Here is a 22443-nt window from a genome sequence, read left to right as displayed (position 1 = left end):
GCATTGTCTTTCGCCATTGGATTGTACCTGCCGCTGGCTACTACATTGCCTATTTTTATCGGCGGTGCTATTCGGGGTATTGTTGACTGGCAGGCTAAAAGAAAAGGTGAGGTGTTGCAACCCGGTGAGGAAGATCTGGGCAAAGGCAACCTGTTTGCAACGGGATTGGTAGCAGGCGGTGCAATAGCCGGCGTTGTTGTTGCCTTCTTATCGGCCAATGATGCGATTTTAAACGGATTGAAAAAACTGAGCTTTGAACATGGTATAACCAGCGTGCTGGGCGGTGCATTGGGCTATGAGCTATTAGGAGTATTATTTTTTGCAGCGCTGGGCGGCTTATTGTATAAAGTGGCGAAAAGTAAATAGATCTCCTTTTTAAAAGGTTCGATATTATATGTCTCCCTTCACCATCATAACATTCGTTACCGGTTGCACACTTATTGTTATGAGCGCAATAACCCTGTTTTATCCGCCTAAAAAGATCAATGCAGGTTACGGGTACAGAACAAAGGCCTCCATGCGCAACCAGCAAACCTGGGAAGAAGCGAACCGCTATTCTTCAAAGCTGATGTTGTTTTGCGGCATTGCTCTTGTAATAACGGGTGTGCTTTCTTTTTTTGTTTCATCCTTAAGCCAAACAGGTATAATTACCGGAACAATACTTACTTTTTTATTTACCCTGTTGCCTGTTCCGCTTACGGAACGGCATTTAAAAAAATTGTTTGACAAAGAGGGGAACAGGAAAACCGAATGATCTATGTTTTGTGGTCAGCATCCGGCGAAGGAGGGTCAGACCGCAAAATACTACCCGGTCTGACGCTGCGCGTACCGACCGGATAGCCCGGAAGCTTCATATAATTTCCCCACCTTCGCATAAATTGTACAGCATGGATAATAACGCTATCATTATAGGAAAGATCACATCTGTAAATCACGAGAAAGAATATGTATCTATTGAATACATTCATAAGGATAAGAAGAAAACGATCACCTGCAAAACGGATGACAGGGAAAAAACAAAGAAGCCTCATCAATATCGCGCAGGTGATGCGGTGAGTTTTCAGATTAAAGGTGCCGACCGTGGTAAAAGGATAGTAGCCCGGGATCTGAAATTCCTGTACAACACCGCAATAGAGCAGCTCATTCATAAAGCCGCAACCGATAATCGCTTTAAAGGATATTTGAAATGGGTAGATGATCAATTTTTTGTAAAAGAATGGGATACTTATCTCTTCTTCCCGCTCGTACTATCCAAATGGGAAAAACCGCCTGCCGAAAAAAGTTTTAATGAACCTGTTGAATTTAAATTGCTCCATCCGGATAAACCCCAAAAGCTGGCGGCCGAGTTGTTTACACACGACTATATTCCTGAATTCCGGAAGGCGGTACAGCACTTTAAGAATAGGATGGAGATAGAGGCTCCTGTTGCCAAAGTTTCACCTTATGGCGCATACCTTGATCTCTTTGGCGATAAGATACAGACTAAAATACAGTTACCTACCGAAGAGCTTTCGTCCCTAAAAAGAGGCGATATGCTAAAAGTGATCATTACTCATTTAAGCAATACCCGTATTGTAGTGGAGAAGGTGAAGTAATTTTATTGTGGACTATGTGTTATTCTTTTTTTGGCACATAGGATCATAGATGCATGGTACACATAGTGTTGTTTTGTTTCACCTCTATTGTGTTCTATGCATCTACTGTGCCTATGTGTTATTCTCTTTTTTGACACATAGGATCATAGATGCACATAGGTACACATAGTTTTGTTACCCCTATTGTGTGCCTATGTCCGTACTGTACCTATGTGATTGGAATTTATGCTATGCTGTTGGCCCCAAAATATTTATGCAATACTTCGGGTAGCGCAATATGATTCTCCTGTTGATTGTTTTCGAGCAGGCAGGCTACTATGCGGGGCAGAGCCAGCGAGCTTCCGTTCAAGGTATGAAGCAACTGGTTTTTCCCGTTTAGATCTTTGAACCGGATCTTTGCCCTGTTGGCCTGGTAAGCTTCAAAATTACTTACGGAACTTACTTCAAGCCAGCGTTCCTGTGCCGCACTGTATACTTCAAAATCGTAGGTAAGTGCTGAAGTAAAGCCCATATCGCCCCCACACAATTTTAAAATGCGGTAAGGAAGATGTAAAGTACCCAGTAATTTTTCAACATGCAGTACCATTTCTTCCAGCGCATCATAACTTTTGTCGGGATGGGTGAGCTGTACGATCTCTACTTTTTCAAACTGGTGTACGCGGTTCAATCCCCGCACATCCTTACCAAAGCTACCTGCCTCCCTTCTGAAGCAGGGTGAATAAGCCGTCATTTTCACAGGAAGATTTTCTTCCTTAATAATTTCATCGCGGTATATATTGGTTACCGGGACCTCCGAAGTAGGGATCATGTAAAAATTATCCGCAGGCATATAGTACATCTGTCCTTCTTTATCGGGCAGCTGCCCCGTGCCATAGGCGGAAGCTTCATTTACCATAAAGGGCGGAAGATATTCGGTATAACCTGCGGCGGTATTGTAATCCAAAAAATACTGGACCAGCGCTCTTTGAAGCCGGGCCCCCTGACCTTTGTATAGCGGGAAGCCGCTGCCGGTGATCTTTGCGCCGTTTTCAAAGTCAATGATATCATACCGCTTTATCAAATCCCAGTGCGGAACTGCATTTTCGGGCAATTGCGGTTTGATACCGCCTTCACGCATAACCACATTGTCTTCAGGAGTTTTACCCGCAGGCACTTTATCGGATGGCAGGTTCGGCAATTTTACCAGTTCATCGGTCAATTGTTTCTCTGTTTCAGCCAGCTTTTCGTTCAACCCGCTTATTTGCGATTTATAACCCGCTACTGCTTTTTTTGCATTTTCAGCTTCTTCTTTCTGCCCTTTTGCGATCAGTTGCCCAATTGTTTTTGAGCTGCTGTTCACTTTAGACTGAAGATTTTCGAAATCCGATTGAAGCTTTTTTCTTTCATCGTCCAATGCAATGATCTTATCCACCAACCCGGGGTCTGGAAAATGCTTAACTGCCAGCTTTTCTTTAACCAGGGCTATATCCTGCCTGATGATATTTACCTGTAACATTTTCAGCAATTTCAGGCAAAGGTAGTTGTTGGCTGAAAAGAACCAAATGGGAGGGAATATAAAATGTTGAGTGATGTGAAAACAACACCCGCAGACCAGGTAGAAGGCCAACATGAGAAAACTTGATCTACCTTAAAAAGATGACGGCATTGATCCGCGAGCGGGAGACGTAAATATTTATCCGATACCCAATCATTATTATGTTTTATTATAAAAGTCTTATCTTTTGAGTTCAAAATAGTTTTACCGCTTTGGTCATTTATTAAACCATTCTATCCAATGTATACATCAAGAAGGAATTTCCTGAAAAAAACTGCACTGGCATTGGCCGGAACCACAATATTATCCAATGAACTGTTTGCCGCTAAAAACCCGGGCGAGCTGCTCGGCATACAATTGTACAGCATACGTGATGACATGAAAAGCGATCCGCTTGGCAGTCTTAAAAAGGTGGCAGCCATGGGATATAAGCACGTAGAGCATGCCAATTATGTAAACAGGGAATTCTATGGCTATAGTGCAACGGCGTTTAAAAAAATACTGGATGATCTTGGCTTAAAGATGCCCAGCGGGCATACCGTAATGGGTAAGCAGCACTGGGATGCCGCTAAGAATGATTTTACAGACGCATGGAAAATGACCGTTGAAGATGCAGCCACTTTAGGACAGCAGATAGTGATCAGCCCCTGGCTGGATGAAAGCCTTCGTAAAACATACGACGATATGAAACGTTACATGGATGTATTCAATAAAAGCGGTGAGTTGTGTAAAAGATCAGGAATGAGGTTTGGATATCACAACCATGATTTTGAGTTTAGCCAAAAGCTTAACGGCACAACCGTTTTTGATATTATTCTTCAAAATACCGATCCGTCGCTCGTAGTACAGCAACTGGATATTGGAAACATGTATAATGCCGGTGCAAAAGCACTCGATATTATGAAGAAATATCCGGGCAGGTTTGAATCTATGCATGTAAAAGATGAAATAAAGTCAACAGAAGGGCATGCTCCTTACGAAAGTACCGTCTTGGGTAAAGGTGTTATCCCGGTAAAAGAGGTAATTGATCTGGGCAGGAAATCCGGTACCAAACACTTTATTGTTGAGCAGGAATCTTACCAGGGAAAAACACCCATGGAAAGCATAAATGAAGATCTGAAGATCATGAAGAAGTGGGGTTACTCATAAATCAGATTACCCGTCTTTCAATACCGGCCAGCCCCCTGAAACCGATCTTTCTCATTTTATTTCTTTTTTTATAAGGAGGGCAGGCAATTTTTTCCATTTTTAACAGTTCAATGAACTTACGCTGCCACGTCAGGTAATGTCTGCCTGTAGTCCATGGTGAAAAATGAGCAAACGAAAGAAGTGTTCGCTTCTCGCGTTTCACGGTTGTTCACCATATTTAACAGAAGCAACGCAATGCTGCGCATGACTGTCAGGCAGAAAGTTACGTTAATAAAAGACGTCCTGGAGCTATTGGTATAAAAATAGATGTTTAAAGTTCGGCGTACTATTATGATTGGTATATCTATAAAATATATATTTAATGAAACCTTTATCCGTTGTTATCATCACATTCAATGAAGAAAAGAATATTGCGCGGTGCCTGGAAAGTGTAAAAGATATTGCAGATGAAATTGTTGTTGTAGACTCCCTGTCACAAGATTTTACAAAAGGAATTTGCCGGCAATACGGCGTACGCTTTATTGAGCAGCCTTTTTTGGGTTATATTGAACAAAAGAATTTTGCGCTCCAACAGGCAAAATACGATCATGTATTATCGCTGGATGCAGATGAAGCGCTTGATGAAACGCTTTACAACGCAATATCTGCTGCAAAGGAGGAGGGATTCCCTTACGACGGGTACACAATGAACCGCTGTGCCAATTACTGCGGCAAATGGATAAGGCATGGTAAATGGTATCCCGACAGGAAACTGCGTATACTGAACAGGCAAAGGGGGAAATGGGGTGGCATTAATCCGCATGATAAAATTGAAATGGACCCGGAAACCAGCATTTGCCGTTTACCGGGAGACATACTGCATTACACCTATTATACCATAGACGAGCACATAGTGCAGATGAACCGGTTTACCACCATACAATCGGAGGCTATGCTAAAAAAAGGCAAAAGGTCAACCATATTTCATGTCATTTTTAATCCGCTTGCCGCTTTCGTTACGGGTTATATTTTTAAAAGAGGGTTTTTAGATGGCGTGAATGGCTTTTTGATAGCAAAAAGTGTTGCTTATCAAACCCTGCTTAAATATGTGAAGCTTTTACAACTTCAGCGAAAGCACAATGTCACCTGACCCGATCGGGAAAAACAAAAGAACGGCAGGGAAAATCTTTTGACGCGGGGAGGACAAATTTACCGGTATCATTAAGCCTTATCATCCCTGTTTTGTTTCCACAGGCGGTAACCAATAAACCCTACCACAGCAAAAGGCGTAACCATAAGATAGAGTATACCCGCATTCAATGCTTTTGCAGGTTTTTCGCCCATTTGCTGTGCGGTTTTAGTGCAGATAGAACATTGGGCAGAAACAGTGACTGCACTCAGTACCATTAAAATTATTCCCAGCAAAACAGCAGTTGTCTTTTTCATTGCATTTCAATTGGAGTAACGAAGGTACAAACAAACCGGTGTGTTGCCAAACGATAGCCTGCCGGCGGCTGATTTTCGGATGCAGAGCGGGCAAACAGGAAGGGGGGCGAGTAAAGATTATTTTTGCGCCCGTTGACAGCACCTTTAATTTTGCAGCATGAGGATCGCAATAGCCCAGCAAAATTATCATATCGGTAATTTTGAAAGCAATACAAGGAAAATCATATCTGCTATTGAACAGGCTAAAAACGCCGGCGCCGAACTGGTTGTTTTTTCGGAGCTGAGTGTTTGCGGTTATCCCCCCCGGGATTTTCTGGAATTTGATGATTTTATAAAGGAATGCTATGTTTCCGTTGATAAAATAAAACAATATACCGAAGGTATAGGCGTCATCGTCGGCGCTCCGCAAAGAAATCCCAATCCTCTCGGTAAAGACCTTTTTAATGCAGCATGGCTGCTGTACAACAGGGAAGTACTGGGTGTGGCGCACAAAACATTACTGCCTACCTATGATGTATTTGATGAAAACAGGTATTTCGAACCCGCCTTTGAATGGAACGTAATTCCTTTCAAAGACCATCGCATAGCGCTTACCATTTGTGAAGACGTGTGGAACCTCGGTAACAATCCATTATACCGCATTTGCCCGATGGATATGCTGGCAAAGCAACAGCCCGATATCATGATCAACATTTCAGCATCTCCTTTTGATTATGATCACGATGAAGACCGTAAAGAAGTGGCAGAAGCCAATGTGCTGAAATATCACCTGCCTTTGGTGTATTGCAATGCCGTTGGCTCACAAACAGAAATTGTATTCGACGGGGGCAGCCTTGCATATGATGCAAAAGGTAACCTGCTGGAAGAAATGGCTTACTTTGAAGAAGCGTTTAGCACAATAGATATAGGAGAGCCCGGTAACCCATCCGTACAACAAAGTGAGACGCGGGGTCAGCAACCGGCAGTTATTTCGGGTCAAACCGACAAAGAAATGCGCGTTTCTAAAATCGATGACCCCGACAAGATCATTGACTTTCTTACTGCCGGTAATAATATCCGTCAAATTCATGATGCGCTTATATTGGGTATTCGGGATTACTTCAGCAAAATGGGGTTTTCAAAGGCCATACTGGGCAGCAGCGGCGGTATAGACAGCGCAGTGGTGCTGGCTTTGGCGTGTGAAGCATTAGGCGCAAACCATGTTCGCGCAATTTTAATGCCCTCCCCGTTTTCATCCGGCCATTCTGTAAAAGATGCAGAACAGCTCAGCCAAACGCTGGGTAATCCTTATGATATCATCCCTATTAAAGATATCTATGATAGTTTTCTTACTACCTTAGATCCACTTTTTAAGAACCTGCCGTTTGGTGTTGCGGAAGAAAATATCCAGAGCCGGTTGCGCGGGAACCTTTTAATGGCCATTGCCAATAAATTTGGGTATATACTACTGAACACTTCCAACAAGAGTGAGCTGGCAACCGGTTACGGCACTTTATACGGCGATATGGCCGGCGGGTTAAGCGTACTCGGCGATGTTTATAAAATGCAGGTATATGCCCTGGCGCAATATATTAACCGTGATAATGAGATTATTCCCCTGAGCATCATTACCAAAGCTCCTTCGGCCGAATTACGTCCCAACCAGAAAGACAGTGACAGTTTGCCCGACTACCATGTGCTGGATAAAGTATTGTATCAATATATTGAAAAAAGGCAGGGACCAAACGAAATCATAGCAATGGGTATTGACGCTGCGCTGGTAAACAGAATACTGAAGCTGGTAAATATAAATGAATACAAACGCAACCAGTTTTGTCCTGTTATACGCGTGAGCTCCAAAGCTTTTGGCGTAGGAAGAAGAATGCCGATCGTAGGAAAATATTTAAGCTGATCTGCCGAAAAAATTCGTGTTTACCTTAAAGATTTTAGATATTTACCTACTATGTGCGGCATTGCCGGTATTATATCACCCAACCCTGCGTCCATTACTACCCACCGCTTAAAAAAAATGGCGGATGCTATAGCGCACCGCGGCCCTGATGGTGAAGGATACTGGATCAGCCGGGATGGCACAGTTGGATTTGCACACAGAAGGCTATCCATTATTGATTTGAGTGAATCAGCAGCCCAACCCATGCATTATTCTTCCGGCGGCCTTCCAACTGCCGCTCAGCGATATACAATAACCTACAACGGGGAGATCTACAATTTCCCTGAAATAAAAGAACAGCTCATTTCCAAAGGATATACTTTCCGCACCAGCTCCGATACAGAGGTGATACTGGCGGCATACGATTGCTTCAGGGAAGAATGTTTGCAGCTTTTTGACGGGATGTTCGCCTTTGGTATTTGGGATGCAGAAGAACAAACACTTTTTACTGCGAGGGACCGGTTTGGCGAAAAACCTTTTTTTTATTATTGGGATGAACCCGGCGGAATTTTTCTTTTTGCCAGTGAAATGAAGGCTTTATGGGCGGCCGGGATCAAAAGAACGGTAGAGGAAGAGGCGTTGTTGTATTATATCGGACTGGGTTTTACACATTTTCCGGTGGAAAAGCACCGCACTTTCTATAAAAATATATACGCGCTTCCTCCTGCACATTATATGAAATGGCAGGTTAAACGCGGCCGTATTGCAGCCTGTCGTTACTGGGATATTGATAAAGACGGGATCAGCTCCTGCAACGAAAAAGAAGCGGTGGAAAAATTCAGGTCTCTTTTTTTTACCTCGGTTAAAAGAAGACTAAGGAGCGATGTGCCCATTGGCACAAGCCTGAGCGGAGGCCTGGATAGTTCTTCCATTGCAGGCGCCATACATGCCCTGTGTTTTAAGGATAAAAGTTATAAAAGCTTTTCGGCTGTTTTTCCGGGTTATGAAAAAGATGAATCGAAATACATCCGGGAGGTGGTGTCTGCATTTGCCCTTACCAATTTTTCGGTTTCGCCTGCACATTCCTGTTTGGTTGACAGCCTGGAAAAGATTTGCTACCATCATGAGCAGCCAATAGGGTCATCCAGTGCGTTTGCACAATATGCCGTTTGCCAACTGGCAGGCCGGCATGGTATTAAAGTGCTGTTAGACGGACAGGGAGCCGATGAAACAATAGGCGGCTATTCCAAATATATACACTGGTGGCTTCAGGAACTGGTAAGTCATAAAAAATTTAAGCAGTTTAGAAAGGAAAAAAAGGCCCTGGCAGGCAACAATATAGCTTTTGAATGGGGATACAAAAACTATGTGGCTGCCTGTGCGCCGGGACTTGCCGCGTTAGCGCTGCAAAAAAGGGAACAAAGGAGACTTGCTGTTAATAGTGAAATAGAGCCGGCTTTTATACGGGCGTTTGATAACCGGGATGGCTGCGGTAAGCCCTTTGTGAGCCGGTTAAACGATATTTTGTATTACAATACCATGCAACACGGGCTGGAAGAACTGCTGTGCTATGCCGACCGCAATTCAATGGCACACGGAATTGAGCTGCGGTTGCCATTTCTCAGTCATGAGCTGGTGGAATTTCTTTTTTCCGTTCCGGGTGAACATAAAATACGGGAGGGTTATACCAAATGGATCCTGCGGGAAAGCATGAAAAATGAATTGCCTGCAACCGTTACCTGGAGAAAAGATAAAATCGGTTTTGAACCTCCTCAAATGCAATGGATGAAGCAACATTCATTGCAGGAGCGCATACATGATGCCAAACAAAAGCTTTCGGCTGCAGGCATTCTTAAAAAAGATGTACTGAATATCTCTGTTCGCCCGCGGGCTGCTTATGACCAGGAGAACCGCGATTGGCGTTATCTTATAGCAGCAACCCTGCTGCACCTGCCGTAGGGTTGCTTTGGATCGTTGCGTTAACCTGTAATTCAGTATTATTTTTGCTTCTTCAGCGTTTCATACACCTCGCTGTTACCATAAGCATCTGCCTTAATGGTATACCAGTTCTTACTGTCTTCCATTTTTACAAAATAAGCAACATTGTCGCCGGAAGTGATTTCCGTAACGCCATAAAGCGATTTTTTTGTATGGCTTCTTTTCAGCTCCGACAAAATATTCATTGGCAACAGGGAAGGTTCGTAAAAGCGCATAGAACCAGTAATCCTGCCATTTTTATTGTAGTAAACAATATACCTCACATTCGACTGTAAAAACCGAACGGAGTACTGGTCTTTGGTTTCATGCCAGCTCACATTTTGGGCTGCGGTAAAAGTTTCCCGGAATGCTTTGAGCACTTTTTCGCTGACGACAGGAGCGTTGGCATAGACACCTGCTGACATCAGGGCAACAACGGCAAGAACAATTATTTTTTTCATAACATTACATTTACCTGAATTATTAATCGTTTTGACGGAACAAAAATAGACCGTCGTTATTCATTCAGAAGCTATACTATGCCAGCGGATTGGTCAAGATAAGATGGTATTTGCCACACGCTAACGGGTTACACAGATAATAATTCATCCATCGGGTAAAACCCTTTACAGTAAAGCGTTTCAAAAAATATTACGGATTGTTACGCGGGTGCGGTTAAGTTTCTGTTAAACTGGAACTCCGGAAAATAACTTGATAAGTTGAAACTCATTTCATTTCCTCATCTTTGCATCTCATCTTATTTACGATATGAAACCAGCTACTAAGTTTATTCATGCAGGCGTACATCCTGACCCTTCCACGGGTGCTATTATGACGCCCATTTTTCAAACCTCAACTTTTGTGCAGGACGGCCCGGGTAAACATAAAGGGTACGAATATGCCCGCACACAAAACCCTACCCGCACACAATTGCAAAACGCGCTGGCTGCGTCTGAAAACGGGCAGTTTGGCATCAGCTTTGGCAGCGGACTTGCGGCAACAGATACCTTGCTTAAACTTTTTAAACCCGGTGATGAAATCATCAGTACCAACGATTTGTATGGAGGCACGTACAGGCTGATGAGAAAAGTTTGGGAGACATACGGGCTGAAATTTAAATTCATTGACATGAGCAGTGCCGGCAACCTCAGCGAACATATAACGCCTGCCACTAAAATGATCTGGCTGGAAACGCCTACCAATCCCTTAATACGGATCATTGATATTAAAGCCTGTGCTGCCATTGCAAAAAAAGCAGGTGCATTGCTGGCAGTGGATAACACTTTTGCTTCACCTTACCTGCAAAATCCACTCAATCTCGGAGCAGATATGGTAATGCATTCCGCAACCAAATATATTGGCGGACATAGCGATGTTGTGCACGGATGTATCATCACCGGCAATAAAGATATAGCAGACCGGTTGTATTTTTTACAGAATGCATGTGGCGCCGTACCCGGCCCACAGGATTGTTTCCTTTTGCTGCGCGGTTTAAAAACACTGCATGTACGCATGCAACGGCATTGCGAAAACGGAGAACATATCGCTCATTTTCTGCGCCGGCACCCTAAAGTATCTAAAGTGCACTGGTGCGGATTTGAAGACCATCCAAATTATGCTATTGCCAAAGCGCAAATGCGGGGTTTTGGCGGTATGATCAGCTTTGAGCTGAAGGATAACACGATAGCCGCAGCAGAAAAAGTATTATCATCCACGAAGCTCTTCGCCTGTGCAGAATCGTTGGGTGGCGTGGAGTCACTCATCGGTCATCCGGCCAGCATGACGCATGCTTCCATTCCAAGAGAAGAAAGAATAGCGAACGGCCTGATGGATTCACTCATCCGCCTGAGCGTAGGCATTGAAGATGCGGAAGACCTTACAGAAGACTTAAAGCAGGCCCTCGGATAATGCAAATAAACCTGCCTGCCCATCTTAAGGATCTTATGAACAGAAAGGCAGATGAATACAACCAGCGTTCCTTTATTGCCACCGACCCCATCTGCGTGCCTCATGCTTTTACAAAAAAGCAGGATATAGAAATTGCCGCATTCTTTGCTGCAATATTGGCCTGGGGAAACCGTACTACCATTATTGCCAAAAGCAAATCTTTAATGCAGGCAATGGATAATGCGCCGCATGATTTTTGCCTGCATGCAGGCGAAATGGAATTTAAAAGACTGTTATTATTTAAACACAGAACGTTCAATGCAACAGATATTTTGTACTTCGTTGAATTTCTAAAATACCATTATACACATTCCGATTCTTTAGAAACAGCTTTCACACAATGGATGCGTCCGGGTGACGCTACCACCGAAAATGCATTGCGTGGTTTTTATCACTACTTTTTTTCCCTCCCGGATGCACCGCCGCGTACGCGAAAACACATTGCCACCCCGGATAAAAAATCTACCTGCAAAAGGTTGAATATGTTTTTAAGATGGATGGTAAGAGCTGACGACAGGGGTGTTGATTTTGGAATATGGAATAATATTTCTCCCTCGCAGCTCATTTGTCCTGTTGATGTGCATGTAGCCCGTGTTGCCCAACGGTTTAATATGGTGTTGCGAAAACAAGCCGACTGGCTGACTGCTTTGGAGCTAACAGCATGCCTGCGGCAATTTTGTGCAGATGACCCGGTAAAATATGATTTCGCTTTATTTGGACTGGGCGTTGTTGAAAAATTCTAAAAATGGATGACTCATTGATAACCTTGCTGCAAAAAGAACTGCTGACCGGCGTGCACGATCCGTTCAATGAAAAAGAATTGCTTTCGCAGGTACGGGAAAAAGTAAATGAACTGATTGAGCATGATTTCGGAAAACTGGTGAATATATTGTACCGGATAGATGTGAGTGAACAAAAGTTGAAGCAATTATTGCGATCAAACGGCGATAATGACGCGGCAGCTATGATTGCCGCACTGATCATAGAGCGGCAAATGGAAAAGATAAAAAGCCGTAAGGATACAAAGCATTTTTATAAACCCGGTGATACAGAAGACAAATGGTAAATACGCTTAAAACCAATGCACAAATAACCGTTTACGGAATACCCAATTGCGATACTACACAAAAAGCAATAACCTGGCTGAAAAAGCGGAAAATAAACTTTGTATTCCACAACTACAGGGAAGCAGGCATAACAGCCGGCAAACTGAATGAATGGAGCAGGCTGGCAGGATGGGGAAAAATATTTAATAAAAAAAGCGCTACATGGCGAAGCTTAACACCCCGGCAGCAGGCAATGGTAACCAGCCAAAAAGCGGGGGTTCAGGTAATGTTAACGCATCACAGTATCATTAAACGCCCGGTTATTGAGTATAATAATAAAATAATAGCCGGCTACAATGAAGCGCTATATGAACACGAGTTCCGGTAAAGCTTGCATTGTTATTTATGCAGGCAGCCGATCATCTTAACTCCGGTGCCGGCATGGCAGCAATGGATTCCTGTAAAGAAGCGTTATTTCATTAAGCCCCCGGATAACAAAGCATTAACGAAAGAATACCGTTAAACGATTGTTTAATTTAAACGGTTGTTTAATTTTGCGCCCGAAATAAACGGTTTATGAAAGACAAAAGGGTGCGTATTCTGGATTCGGCAGAACAGCTATTTGCGGAAAAAGGCTTTAACGGCACTTCTGTCAGGGATATAGCCGGGCACGCCGGGGTGAACCTTGCCATGATCTCCTATTATTTTGGTTCAAAAGAAAAGTTGCTGGTAGCACTTATTGCCCACAGATCGAGCTATACACATGGTATCCTGGAAGAGCTGAATAAAGATGAAAAGCTTTCCGCCTGGGATAAGATCGAAAGACTTATTGATCTGTATGTAGACAAGATCGTGAACAATTATAAGTTCCATTGCATTATGACAATGCACCTGCCCACCATACAGTCAGACGACATCAGGGAGATGATCACCGATATTAAGCTTAAGAATTTTGAGCAGGTAAAAAAAATCATCACAGAAGGACAAAAAAAGAAAGTGTTCAGAAAAGTAGATATGGAGCTTACTGTTGGCTGTGTGATGGGAACGATCACGCAGGTTACTTTATCCAAAAGCCTGTATTGCCGGCTAATGCATATGGACAGGAATGATGAAGAAGGCTACAGGAAGAAAATGATCCCGAAGATAAAAGCACATCTTAAAGAATTGCTGAAAGCCCACCTGGATATAAAAAATCAGAATTGAAAATTTTCAACTACTGCAAGTATGAAAAAAATGGCAGCCGTATTGCTCTTTTGGGTAACAGGCTTTATTCAACTATCTGCACAAACCAAAACATTAAGTCTCCGCGAAGCAGTGGCAATGGGCGTACAAAACAGCAAAGCGCTGAGGCTGGCGGCGCATGAAATTGAACAGGCACTGGCGCAGGCGGAGCAGGCCAAAGACGCTTCTCTGCCGTCGGTGGGAATAAGCGCCGGCTATAACCATGCTTTAATGCTTTCACAATCATTCTCGCTCCCTGCTGCTAACGGCAGCGATCCTCAAAAATTAAATTTACCTTTCGATAATACCCTGTACCAGTCTACGCTCAGCATCAACCAGCCCATTTTTGCAGGTAACCGGTTCCGTTATGCCAGGCAATCGGCAAATCTTTTACTGCAAATGAGCAGGCTCAACGCTGAAGCAGATAAAGATGAAGTGATTTTTACTGTTATTCAGTCGTATATCAATTATTATAAATTACGGAAAAACCAGAAGATCCTTGCGCAAAACATTGAAGACATAGAAAATAAACTTGCTGAAATCAAAAAATTTGAGGCTCAGGGACTGGCCACCAAAAATGACGTACTGCGGTTTGAGCTCGAAAGATCAAATATGAAGCTCACCGCAATTGAACTGAATAATAACCGTAAAATAGTTAACTATAACCTCAACGTATTATTGGGCTTACCCGACAATACGGTTATTGATGAAAAAGACATCAACTACAGACTGGGAGAAAATGCTCCGTTTAAAAGTTACCTCGACCAGGGCCTGGAAGACCGTAAGGATTTAAGCGAGTTTAAATACCGCCTGAAGCTCACAGACATCAACATTAAAAAAACACAGGATGAAAAACTGCCAACGGTAAGCGCCGGCGGCAATTTGTATTTCATTAACCCTTCCGGAAATATCGTTCCTAAAAACGGCAGCTACCTGGCGCCTTTTGTAGTGGGTATAAATGTAGGATGGGATATAGGCAGCCTGTATAAAAATAAAAGCAAATTAACCGAATCAAAGATCCGGAAACAGGAAGAAGCCGATAAGTATGAGATAGCCAGAGACAGGATCAAAACAGAAGTGAACCAAAGTTACCTGCAGTATAAACAGGCGTTGGAAAAAGTAAGTGTGCTGCAGGAAGCCATTGCACAGGCAGCCGAAAATGAAAGAATAATGGAGTCGAAGTTCCGCAATAATTTGGCCACTACTACCGAACGCATTGATGCGCAAACCCTGCTGTACCAGGCACGCATCAATTTAGAGCTTTCAAAATCGGATGCCACTGCCGCATACTATGCACTTCTTAAGTCAACAGGGCATATTCAACTTTAATCAGCCCGACCAAAAGCAAAAAAAATTATATGAGCAATCAAAAACAACAGAAGAAATCCAAAGGTAAAAAGATCATCTTTCCTGTTATTCTTGCAGCAGTGCTGGTGTTGGCTGTGGCGTTTACATTAAAGGAATACTTCTATTTCCAGGCACATGAGGTAACAGACAATGCTCAGGTTGATGCCGACATCAGTCCGGTTATATCGCGTGTAAGTGGTTATGTAAAAGAGATCAGGTTTACCGACAACCAGCACGTGAAGTCGGGCGATACGCTGGCAATCCTCGATGACAGGGATTTTAAAATAAAACTGCAGCAGGTGGAAGCTGCTTTGGCATCCGCCAAACAATCAGTAACCGTATCCCGTTATGCCATACAGGAAGCCGAATCCAATATTGCAACAGCGCGGGCAAATGTAAAAGCGGCTGAAGTAAAAGTGTGGAAAGCAACCGAAGATTTTAACCGCTATAAAAACCTCTATACCGATCATGCCATTACCAAAGCTCAGTACGACGCGGTAAAGGCAGAAAAGGAATCGGCTGAAGCTGCCTTGCTTATTGCACAAACCCAGGTGCCGGTAATTCATAAAAAAGTAAGCACCAATGAGCAGGAAGCAATGGCAACCGCTTCCAATGTCGTCGGCCGGCAGTCTGACGTGGATTTTGCCAGGCTGCAACTATCCTACACAGCTATTATAGCCCCCGCAAGCGGCATCGCTTCCAAACGCAATATACAGCTGGGGCAACTGGTGCAGGCAGGTCAGTCTTTGCTTGCCATAGTAAACGATAAAGGCTTGTATATCACGGCTAATTTTAAAGAAACACAAATGGAACACCTGAAGATCGGGGAAAAAGTAGACATCACTGTTGATGCCTATCCGGATACGCAGGTACATGGAAGCGTTGAATCTTTTGGCGGCGCCACAGGCGCTAAATTTTCGCTGCTGCCGCCCGATAATGCTACAGGCAATTTTGTGAAAGTAGTACAGCGTGTTCCTGTAAGGATAAAGCTTGATCCTGTTACTGATCTCAATGCAGCACTGCGCCCGGGAATGAGTGTGAAAGTGATCGTACATACCAAATAGTGGTGAGGGGTGAGGGGTAAGTGGTGAATAGTGAATAATACAGGGTTTAGGTTCAATAGAATAAATATTCAAAGAAGAACAATGGCAGAGCATGGCTTAAGAAAATGGATCATTACCATTACGGTAATAATGGCTTCATTGCTGGAGCTGATTGATACGACCATTGTAAATGTTGCCCTGCCCCAGATCATGGGCAACCTGGGCGCAACGCTTGAAGATGCGGGCTGGCTGGTAACAGGTTATGCAGTAGCGAATGTGATCGTATTACCTATGTCGGGTTGGCTGGGCGACAGGTTTGGAAGAAAGAATTATTTCATGGCATCCATTATACTTTTCACCATTGCTTCCATACTCTGCGGCAATGCCACCGGGCTGTATGAATTGGTTGTTTTCAGGATCTTGCAGGGACTGGCAGGCGGAGGCCTGCTTTCTACGGCGCAGGCCATACTTATAGAAACCTGGCCCCGTGAAGAAGTGGGCATGGCTACCGCTTTATTTGGACTGGGAGCGGTGGTAGGCCCCACCGTGGGACCCACCATTGGAGGATACATTACCGATCATTTTAACTGGCCCTGGATCTTTTATGTAAATATCCCGGTGGGCGCCCTGGCGGCGTTCCTGGTTTCGATGTTCGTAAAGGAGTCGCCCAAATATGCCAAGGGTCAGCCGATTGACTGGTGGGGGATCGTTTTCCTGGCCATCGGCGTGGGCAGCTTACAGGTGGTGCTGGAAAAAGGAGAATCGGAAGACTGGTTTGCCACCCCTTACATTGCGGTGCTTGTTGTAAGCACTATCCTTGCCGCTGTTGCTTTTATATGGCGTGAGCTCAGTACGGATCATCCTGTAGTGAATTTCAAGATCCTGAGATTCCGCAGCTTTTCCGTTGGTATATTAACTTCCTTTGCCCTGGGATTTGCTTTATATGGGTCGGTATTTATCTTCCCTGTATTTTGTCAGAATTTGCTGGGATTTTCTGCACAACAAACCGGTGAGTTGTTGTTTCCCGGTGGTATGGCAACCATATGCATGATGCCTATTGTGGGAACGATGCTTAAACGCGGAGTACCGGCGCAGTTGATGTCTACCATAGGATTTGTATTGTTCTTCATTTTTAGCTGGATGTTGTCTGATTCCACGCTGGAATCGGGCACCGGCAATTTCTTTTGGCCGCTCATTATACGCGGAATTGGAATGAGCCTGCTGTTTGTGCCGTTAACTACCCTTGCCATCCAGGATCTTCACGGAAAAGATATTGGCCAGGGTGCAGGGCTCAACAATATGATGCGCCAGTTAGGAGGGTCTTTCGGGATCGCCATTCTTACCACGCTCATTCATATCAAAAGCGGGATCAACAGGAATATCTTACTGGAAAATATCAATCCCTATAACCCGGCATTTACAGAAAAACAACAGGCATTTATACAGGGCTTTCAAAGCAAGGGCTATAGTGCTTTTGAGGCGCAGCAAATGGCCAACAGGGCCATCGAAGGTTCGGTGGTCAAACAAACAATGCTGGTCACTTACGATAATATATACTTACTGGTAGGTGTATTTGTGCTTTGCTGCATCCCGCTGGTATACCTGCAGAAATTTAAAAAGAACGTGGCTATACCTGTGGACGCGCATTAAAATACGATCATTGAATAATGATCTTTTGATTTTTTTGAAAATCGCGGCCGGTCAATCGAATGATATACATTCCTTTTTGCAAAGCGGGCAATACAATAGAAAAATAGCCATTTGCTCCGTTCATTTCCTTTGTTAAAACGGGCTTGCCGGCTACTGTAAAAAGCTGTACCCTGTCTATCCGTTTTTCCGAATTAATATCCAGCCTTCCGGCGGTAATAATGGTGGGATAAATTTTTATGCTGTTCGCTATTGCATTGCTTATGCTGATAACGGGAGAATAATTTCCTGTGCCATCAGCGTCTATAATGTACAGCCGGTAAAATATTTTACCCCCGGTAATGGTATAATGCCTGAAACTATATTCAGCGCCGCTGATATTATTGGATGCATTCACAGCACCTGCACTACTGAATTCAGTTCCATTGCTGCTGTATTCAATTACAAATTTCTCAACGTTTTGTTCCGCTGCCGTTTTCCAGCTCAATTCATTATAGCCATCATCTGTTTCACGGCCCGAAAAATGAGTAAGGGTGAGCGGCGTAGCTTCCAATGGGATTATTTTATATATGGCATTTTCAGTGAGCGCCGCCGCATATAAGGTTCCATCCTGCACTTCACTAATGCCGGCTATGCCTGCTTTTAAAGCCGGCTGGGTGTTTACAACACTAAAGTTACCATCGCTATCACGCCGGATGGCCCATACGGTGCCCGAATAATGATCGGTAACAAAATAATACCCCTGTAAGGTTGCAAATTCATCGCCCCTGTATACATAACCGCCTATAACCGAGCTGCCCTCATCCGGGTTATTGTATTCAAACACAGGCGCCACTTTGCCTGGCGGATTGCAAAGCGGGTCAACATCTGTATTTTGAACAGTTCCCTCAAAGCAACGCCAGCCATAATTGGCGCCGGACGAACCTCCTTCCCGGAAATTAACTTCCTCTTTCTCACCCTGCCCCACGTCGCCGATCCATATATCGCCCGTTGAACGGTCGAAACTCCAGCGAAAGGGATTGCGCAGACCAATGGCCCATTGCTCGGTTGTTACAGGCATGGCATCTACATTCATGCGGATCATCTTCCCCAATAACGAGGCGGGGTTTTGGGCATTGTTATCCGGGTCATTTGAGCTGCCTCCGTCGCCGGTAGCAAAATACAGGTAATTAACGCCTCCCTCTGTGCGAAACTGCAGATGCCCGCCATTGTGATTGCTGAAAGATTTGGGTATTGTTATTAAAGGCGTGGCAGGATCGGGTTCGGGTTCGGCAATATCGGGATTGGAAGAAACGACGTAACGGGCAACCGCAACGGATCCCTCATCATCTGTATAATAAATAAAAAAATACCCGTTGCTTGCATAGTCGGGATGAAAGGCCATGCTCAGCAGCCCGCGTTCTCCGTTCGATGTAATGATTGCGCTGATGTCGAGAAAAGGCGTTGCTGAAACCTCCGATCCATTCCATATTTTAATGGTGCCTCCCTTTTCAACGATGAACAACCTGCCGGTAGCGTCTCCCGGGGCAGAAGCAACTTCTACGGGTGAAGAAAGTCCCGAACTGATCAGTGGTTCATAAGCAATTGCCGGCTGCGAACGGGCAATGGCCTGAAGAAAAAGAATAAGAACGGGCAAAAAAACAACCTGCAGCCGGTGAAAATGCTCCTGTCTCATATCAATAGCGTTTAAAAACTGACGTCACAAATACAGTGCCGGTTGGAATATGAGGCATGAGCCATATGCAGGGTGCACAAAAAATCTGTACTTATTTACTCAAATGCATGCTCCTTTCCTTATACAGCGTTCTGAAATAAGGATCGCGTAAATCTTTTATGAAGCGGATAGCTTCACCGGTTGATTTCATTTCGGGGCCCAGTTCTTTATTTACGCCCGGGAATTTATTAAAGCTGAACACGGGCTCTTTAATAGCAAAGCCTTTCAGGTTTTTCTTAAAGGTAAGATCCTTCAGCTTCACTTCTTCCAGCATTACTTTGGTAGCGATATTAAGATAAGGTATCTGGTACGCTTTGGCGATAAACGGCGTAGTGCGGGAAGCCCTGGGGTTAGCCTCTATAACATATACCACGCCATCCTTAATGGCAAATTGTATATTGATAAGCCCGCGGATATTCAGCGACCGGGCAATTTTTTCTGAATAGAATTCCATTGTGGTCACTTCCAGCGGACTGAGATTGAAAGCAGGCAATACGGCGTTGCTATCGCCGCTGTGGATGCCCGCCGGCTCTATATGTTCCATTACGCCCATTACATGAAAGGTTTCGCCATCAAAAATGGCATCTATTTCTGCTTCCTGGCAGCGGTCGAGGAAATGATCAATGAGGATCTTGTTCCCCGGAAGATGTTTTAATAAACTCAACACCCCTTTTTCCAACTCTTCGTCATTCAGTACGATCCGCATTCTTTGCCCCCCCAGCACATAGCTTGGTCTCACCAGAACCGGGTAACCCACTTCTTTGGCTACTTCAATGGCATCGTCGGCATCGTAGGCGGTGCCGTATTTGGGATAAGGGATATCCAATTCTTTTAAAAGATCACTGAAACGTCCCCGGTCTTCCGCAATGTCCATATCATTAAAAGAAGTACCTATAATACGAATGCCTTTTTCATGCAGCCTTTTGGCCAATTTCAATGCGGTTTGTCCGCCCAACTGCACAATTACGCCTGCAGGTTTTTCATATTCTACGATTTCCCATAAATGTTCCCAGAATACCGGCTCGAAATACAGTTTATCGGCAATATCAAAATCGGTTGAAACAGTTTCCGGATTACAATTAACCATAATGGCTTCGTAGCCACATTCCTTTATGGCCAGCAAACCGTGTACACAGCAATAATCAAACTCAATGCCCTGTCCTATGCGATTGGGCCCCGAGCCCAAAACCAATACAGACCCTTTGGCACTTTTAGAAGCGGCTTCGTGTACTATGCTTTCATTTTGTACAACGCCCGCTTTCCCATTTCCGGGAACGGAAGGTGCTTCAAAACTCGAATAAAAATAAGGGGTTTTGGCTTCAAATTCGGCGGCGCAGGTATCCACCATCTTATATACACGGGTCAGTCCCATTTTTTTCCTGCGCTCATAAATGTCTTCATCTTTTCCGTCTTTCATGATCCGGCAGATCTGTTCATCACTGAATCCATTGTGCTTGGCTTCAATGAGCAGGTCATCGGGTAAGGATTGCCGGTTATGCTGCGCTATTTTCTTTTCGATATTCACTATTTGCTGGATCTGGTAAATAAACCAGCGGTCAATATAGGTAGCTTCACAAATGGATTTCACGCTTACCCCCATCATCAGGGCGTCTTTGATACGGAAGATCCTGTCCCATTTGGGTGTTTTTAAATATTCTATAATTTCATCAGGCCGCATCATGCTTTTGCCATAATAGCCCAGACCCACCGCCTCATTTTCGAGGCTTTGACATGCTTTTTGAATGGCTTCGGTAAAACTGCGGCCAATTGACATTACCTCGCCCACCGATTTCATCTGTAACCCCAATGTATCATTGGCACCCTTAAACTTATCGAAATTCCACCGGGGTACTTTTACGATTACATAATCAAGTGTTGGCTCAAAATAAGCTGAAGTAGACCGGGTGATCTGGTTCTTAAGTTCATCCAGGTTATAACCGATAGCCAGTTTGGCGGCAATTTTAGCAATAGGATATCCTGTAGCTTTGGAAGCCAAAGCCGAGGAACGGCTTACCCTGGGGTTAATTTCGATAGCAATAATCTCTTCGGTGGCCGGATTAAGGGCGAACTGTACATTACAACCTCCGGCAAAATTGCCCAGGTCGCGCATCATGCGGATGGCGGTATTGCGCATAAGCTGAAAAGCCGTATCGCTCAGCGTCATAGCGGGGGCTACTGTTATTGAATCGCCCGTATGGATGCCCATAGGGTCAAAATTCTCAACTGTGCATATGATGGCTACATTGTCTGCATCATCCCGCAAAAGCTCCAGCTCAAATTCCTTCCAGCCCAGCACGGCCTTTTCTACCAGCACTTCATGTATGGGAGAAGCAGATAACCCCCTGTCGAGCGCATCATCCAGGAATTCCCTGCTGTGCACAAAACCACCCCCTGTACCACCAAGAGTATAGGAAGGGCGTATAACCAGGGGGAATCCTATTTCCTGTGCAATTTCCTTTCCCTCTAAAAATGAGTTGGCGATTTTAGCCGGCGCTACGGCTATCCCCAGATCTATCATCCATTTGCGAAAAAGTTCCCTGTCTTCTGCCTTATCTATGGCCTTAATATCCACACCTATCAGTTTAACCCCGTGTTTCTCCCAAACGCCCAGTTCATTGGCCTCCTTGGCTAAATTCAATGCCGTTTGACCGCCCATGCTGGGTAGTACGGCGTCAATCTGGTTTTCTTCCAGTATCTGCTCGATGCTTTCCACGGTAAGCGGCAGCAGGTATACCCTGTCGGCCATCATGGGATCGGTCATGATGGTAGCCGGATTGCTGTTGATCAGTATTACTTTAATTCCCTCTTCCCGCAGGCTTCGCGAAGCCTGGGTTCCCGAATAATCAAATTCACATGCTTGTCCGATAATGATGGGGCCTGAACCAATGATCAGAACCGTTTTGATAGAATTGTCTTTAGGCATTTCTT

Annotated in this window: 21 protein-coding genes; 15 read left to right on the top strand and 6 right to left on the bottom strand. The window is 44.3% G+C overall.

Going from position 1 to position 22443, the window contains the following annotated elements; translation table 11 throughout:
- The 3 genes from PLH26_RS08310 to PLH26_RS08300 form a co-directional block, all read left to right on the top strand.
- Window positions 1-366: OPT/YSL family transporter (locus tag PLH26_RS08310; protein WP_324585548.1), on the top strand; the 366-nt coding region annotated here is incomplete at its 5' end.
- Window positions 367-445: 79 nt separating this feature from the next.
- On the top strand, window positions 446-754 hold the full coding sequence (locus PLH26_RS08305; protein WP_324585547.1) for an SdpI family protein: 309 nt from the start codon (window positions 446-448) through the stop codon (window positions 752-754).
- Window positions 755-887: 133 nt separating this feature from the next.
- Window positions 888-1595, top strand: a complete 708-nt coding sequence (locus tag PLH26_RS08300) for a hypothetical protein (RefSeq protein ID WP_324585546.1) — start codon at window positions 888-890, stop codon at window positions 1593-1595.
- 223 nt (window positions 1596-1818) lie between these two features.
- Here the strand turns inward: PLH26_RS08300 and serS are convergent, their stop codons facing one another.
- Window positions 1819-3090 carry a serine--tRNA ligase gene (gene serS, locus PLH26_RS08295; RefSeq protein WP_324585545.1) on the bottom strand — a complete coding sequence of 424 codons (1272 nt, stop codon included), beginning with the start codon at window positions 3088-3090 and terminating at the stop codon, window positions 1819-1821.
- A 279-nt stretch (window positions 3091-3369) separates the two neighbouring features.
- On the opposite strand from serS, the gene PLH26_RS08290 reads away from it, so the two are divergent.
- On the top strand, window positions 3370-4278 hold the full coding sequence (locus PLH26_RS08290) for a sugar phosphate isomerase/epimerase family protein (RefSeq protein WP_324585544.1): 909 nt from the start codon (window positions 3370-3372) through the stop codon (window positions 4276-4278).
- Between the two features lies 1 nt (window position 4279).
- Here PLH26_RS08290 and PLH26_RS08285 read toward each other — a convergent pair whose 3' ends face one another.
- Window positions 4280-4480 (bottom strand): hypothetical protein, encoded by a 201-nt coding sequence (locus PLH26_RS08285; protein ID WP_324585543.1) that lies wholly within the window; start codon window positions 4478-4480, stop codon window positions 4280-4282.
- A gap of 159 nt (window positions 4481-4639) precedes the next feature.
- Between PLH26_RS08285 and PLH26_RS08280 the strand changes: the two genes are divergently transcribed.
- Complete coding sequence (locus PLH26_RS08280) at window positions 4640-5407, top strand: glycosyltransferase family 2 protein (RefSeq protein ID WP_324585542.1); 768 nt, start codon at window positions 4640-4642, stop codon at window positions 5405-5407.
- Window positions 5408-5478: 71 nt separating this feature from the next.
- On the opposite strand, the gene PLH26_RS08275 is transcribed toward PLH26_RS08280, so the two are convergent.
- Complete coding sequence (locus PLH26_RS08275) at window positions 5479-5703, bottom strand: CAMCR motif-containing small membrane protein (protein WP_324585541.1); 225 nt, start codon at window positions 5701-5703, stop codon at window positions 5479-5481.
- Window positions 5704-5860: 157 nt separating this feature from the next.
- Here PLH26_RS08275 and PLH26_RS08270 point away from each other — a divergent pair, with 157 nt between their 5' ends.
- A complete protein-coding gene (locus tag PLH26_RS08270; protein ID WP_324585540.1) occupies window positions 5861-7594 on the top strand; it encodes an NAD+ synthase in 1734 nt (577 codons plus the stop codon).
- 51 nt (window positions 7595-7645) lie between these two features.
- A complete protein-coding gene (gene asnB / locus PLH26_RS08265; protein ID WP_324585539.1) occupies window positions 7646-9532 on the top strand; it encodes an asparagine synthase (glutamine-hydrolyzing) in 1887 nt (628 codons plus the stop codon).
- 38 nt (window positions 9533-9570) lie between these two features.
- Here the strand turns inward: asnB and PLH26_RS08260 are convergent, their stop codons facing one another.
- On the bottom strand, window positions 9571-10011 hold the full coding sequence (locus tag PLH26_RS08260; protein ID WP_324585538.1) for a hypothetical protein: 441 nt from the start codon (window positions 10009-10011) through the stop codon (window positions 9571-9573).
- Between the two features lie 307 nt (window positions 10012-10318).
- On the opposite strand from PLH26_RS08260, the gene PLH26_RS08255 reads away from it, so the two are divergent.
- The 8 genes from PLH26_RS08255 (at window position 10319) to PLH26_RS08220 (ending at window position 17804) form a co-directional block, all read left to right on the top strand.
- Window positions 10319-11458, top strand: coding sequence for a cystathionine gamma-synthase (locus PLH26_RS08255; protein ID WP_324585537.1), 1140 nt, complete (start codon window positions 10319-10321; stop codon window positions 11456-11458).
- Window positions 11458-12240 carry a TIGR02757 family protein gene (locus PLH26_RS08250; RefSeq protein WP_324585536.1) on the top strand — a complete coding sequence of 261 codons (783 nt, stop codon included), beginning with the start codon at window positions 11458-11460 and terminating at the stop codon, window positions 12238-12240. Before PLH26_RS08255 ends, PLH26_RS08250 begins: the two co-directional genes overlap by 1 nt.
- A gap of 2 nt (window positions 12241-12242) precedes the next feature.
- Window positions 12243-12563, top strand: a complete 321-nt coding sequence (locus PLH26_RS08245) for a hypothetical protein (RefSeq protein ID WP_324585535.1) — start codon at window positions 12243-12245, stop codon at window positions 12561-12563.
- Entirely contained in the window at window positions 12557-12931 is a 375-nt protein-coding gene (locus tag PLH26_RS08240; RefSeq protein WP_324585534.1) for a Spx/MgsR family RNA polymerase-binding regulatory protein, read from the top strand. Before PLH26_RS08245 ends, PLH26_RS08240 begins: the two co-directional genes overlap by 7 nt.
- A gap of 188 nt (window positions 12932-13119) precedes the next feature.
- Window positions 13120-13746, top strand: a complete 627-nt coding sequence (locus PLH26_RS08235; protein WP_324585533.1) for a TetR/AcrR family transcriptional regulator — start codon at window positions 13120-13122, stop codon at window positions 13744-13746.
- A gap of 21 nt (window positions 13747-13767) precedes the next feature.
- Window positions 13768-15093 (top strand): TolC family protein, encoded by a 1326-nt coding sequence (locus tag PLH26_RS08230; RefSeq protein ID WP_324585532.1) that lies wholly within the window; start codon window positions 13768-13770, stop codon window positions 15091-15093.
- A gap of 29 nt (window positions 15094-15122) precedes the next feature.
- Complete coding sequence (locus tag PLH26_RS08225) at window positions 15123-16175, top strand: HlyD family secretion protein (protein ID WP_324585531.1); 1053 nt, start codon at window positions 15123-15125, stop codon at window positions 16173-16175.
- A gap of 81 nt (window positions 16176-16256) precedes the next feature.
- Window positions 16257-17804, top strand: a complete 1548-nt coding sequence (locus PLH26_RS08220) for a DHA2 family efflux MFS transporter permease subunit (RefSeq protein ID WP_324585530.1) — start codon at window positions 16257-16259, stop codon at window positions 17802-17804.
- Window positions 17805-17811: 7 nt separating this feature from the next.
- Here PLH26_RS08220 and PLH26_RS08215 read toward each other — a convergent pair whose 3' ends face one another.
- Window positions 17812-19476 carry a PQQ-dependent sugar dehydrogenase gene (locus tag PLH26_RS08215; RefSeq protein ID WP_324585529.1) on the bottom strand — a complete coding sequence of 555 codons (1665 nt, stop codon included), beginning with the start codon at window positions 19474-19476 and terminating at the stop codon, window positions 17812-17814.
- A gap of 91 nt (window positions 19477-19567) precedes the next feature.
- On the bottom strand, window positions 19568-22443 hold a 2876-nt coding region (carB, locus tag PLH26_RS08210), incomplete at its 5' end, for a carbamoyl-phosphate synthase large subunit (RefSeq protein ID WP_324585528.1).

The sequence above is a fragment of the Agriterribacter sp. genome, assembly GCF_035444585.1.
Classification (GTDB): domain Bacteria; phylum Bacteroidota; class Bacteroidia; order Chitinophagales; family Chitinophagaceae; genus Agriterribacter.
The sequence above is the reverse complement of the archived record's forward strand: the minus strand, read 5'-3'. Positions and strand labels throughout refer to the sequence as shown.

What these genes read in the sequence shown, in the direction of transcription:
- PLH26_RS08280 (WP_324585542.1), top strand. Translation starts at nt 4,640, where the DNA reads ATGAAACCTTTATCCGTTGTTATCATCACATTCAATGAAGAAAAGAAT.
- PLH26_RS08235 (WP_324585533.1), top strand. Translation starts at nt 13,120, where the DNA reads ATGAAAGACAAAAGGGTGCGTATTCTGGATTCGGCAGAACAGCTATTT.
- PLH26_RS08255 (WP_324585537.1), top strand. Translation starts at nt 10,319, where the DNA reads ATGAAACCAGCTACTAAGTTTATTCATGCAGGCGTACATCCTGACCCT.
- PLH26_RS08225 (WP_324585531.1), top strand. Translation starts at nt 15,123, where the DNA reads ATGAGCAATCAAAAACAACAGAAGAAATCCAAAGGTAAAAAGATCATC.
- PLH26_RS08240 (WP_324585534.1), top strand. Translation starts at nt 12,557, where the DNA reads ATGGTAAATACGCTTAAAACCAATGCACAAATAACCGTTTACGGAATA.
- PLH26_RS08300 (WP_324585546.1), top strand. Translation starts at nt 888, where the DNA reads ATGGATAATAACGCTATCATTATAGGAAAGATCACATCTGTAAATCAC.
- asnB (WP_324585539.1), top strand. Translation starts at nt 7,646, where the DNA reads ATGTGCGGCATTGCCGGTATTATATCACCCAACCCTGCGTCCATTACT.
- PLH26_RS08305 (WP_324585547.1), top strand. Translation starts at nt 446, where the DNA reads ATGAGCGCAATAACCCTGTTTTATCCGCCTAAAAAGATCAATGCAGGT.
- PLH26_RS08260 (WP_324585538.1), bottom strand. Translation starts at nt 10,011, where the DNA reads ATGAAAAAAATAATTGTTCTTGCCGTTGTTGCCCTGATGTCAGCAGGT.
- PLH26_RS08230 (WP_324585532.1), top strand. Translation starts at nt 13,768, where the DNA reads ATGAAAAAAATGGCAGCCGTATTGCTCTTTTGGGTAACAGGCTTTATT.
- PLH26_RS08290 (WP_324585544.1), top strand. Translation starts at nt 3,370, where the DNA reads ATGTATACATCAAGAAGGAATTTCCTGAAAAAAACTGCACTGGCATTG.
- PLH26_RS08270 (WP_324585540.1), top strand. Translation starts at nt 5,861, where the DNA reads ATGAGGATCGCAATAGCCCAGCAAAATTATCATATCGGTAATTTTGAA.
- PLH26_RS08245 (WP_324585535.1), top strand. Translation starts at nt 12,243, where the DNA reads ATGGATGACTCATTGATAACCTTGCTGCAAAAAGAACTGCTGACCGGC.
- PLH26_RS08215 (WP_324585529.1), bottom strand. Translation starts at nt 19,476, where the DNA reads ATGAGACAGGAGCATTTTCACCGGCTGCAGGTTGTTTTTTTGCCCGTT.
- PLH26_RS08220 (WP_324585530.1), top strand. Translation starts at nt 16,257, where the DNA reads ATGGCAGAGCATGGCTTAAGAAAATGGATCATTACCATTACGGTAATA.
- serS (WP_324585545.1), bottom strand. Translation starts at nt 3,090, where the DNA reads ATGTTACAGGTAAATATCATCAGGCAGGATATAGCCCTGGTTAAAGAA.
- PLH26_RS08250 (WP_324585536.1), top strand. Translation starts at nt 11,458, where the DNA reads ATGCAAATAAACCTGCCTGCCCATCTTAAGGATCTTATGAACAGAAAG.
- PLH26_RS08275 (WP_324585541.1), bottom strand. Translation starts at nt 5,703, where the DNA reads ATGAAAAAGACAACTGCTGTTTTGCTGGGAATAATTTTAATGGTACTG.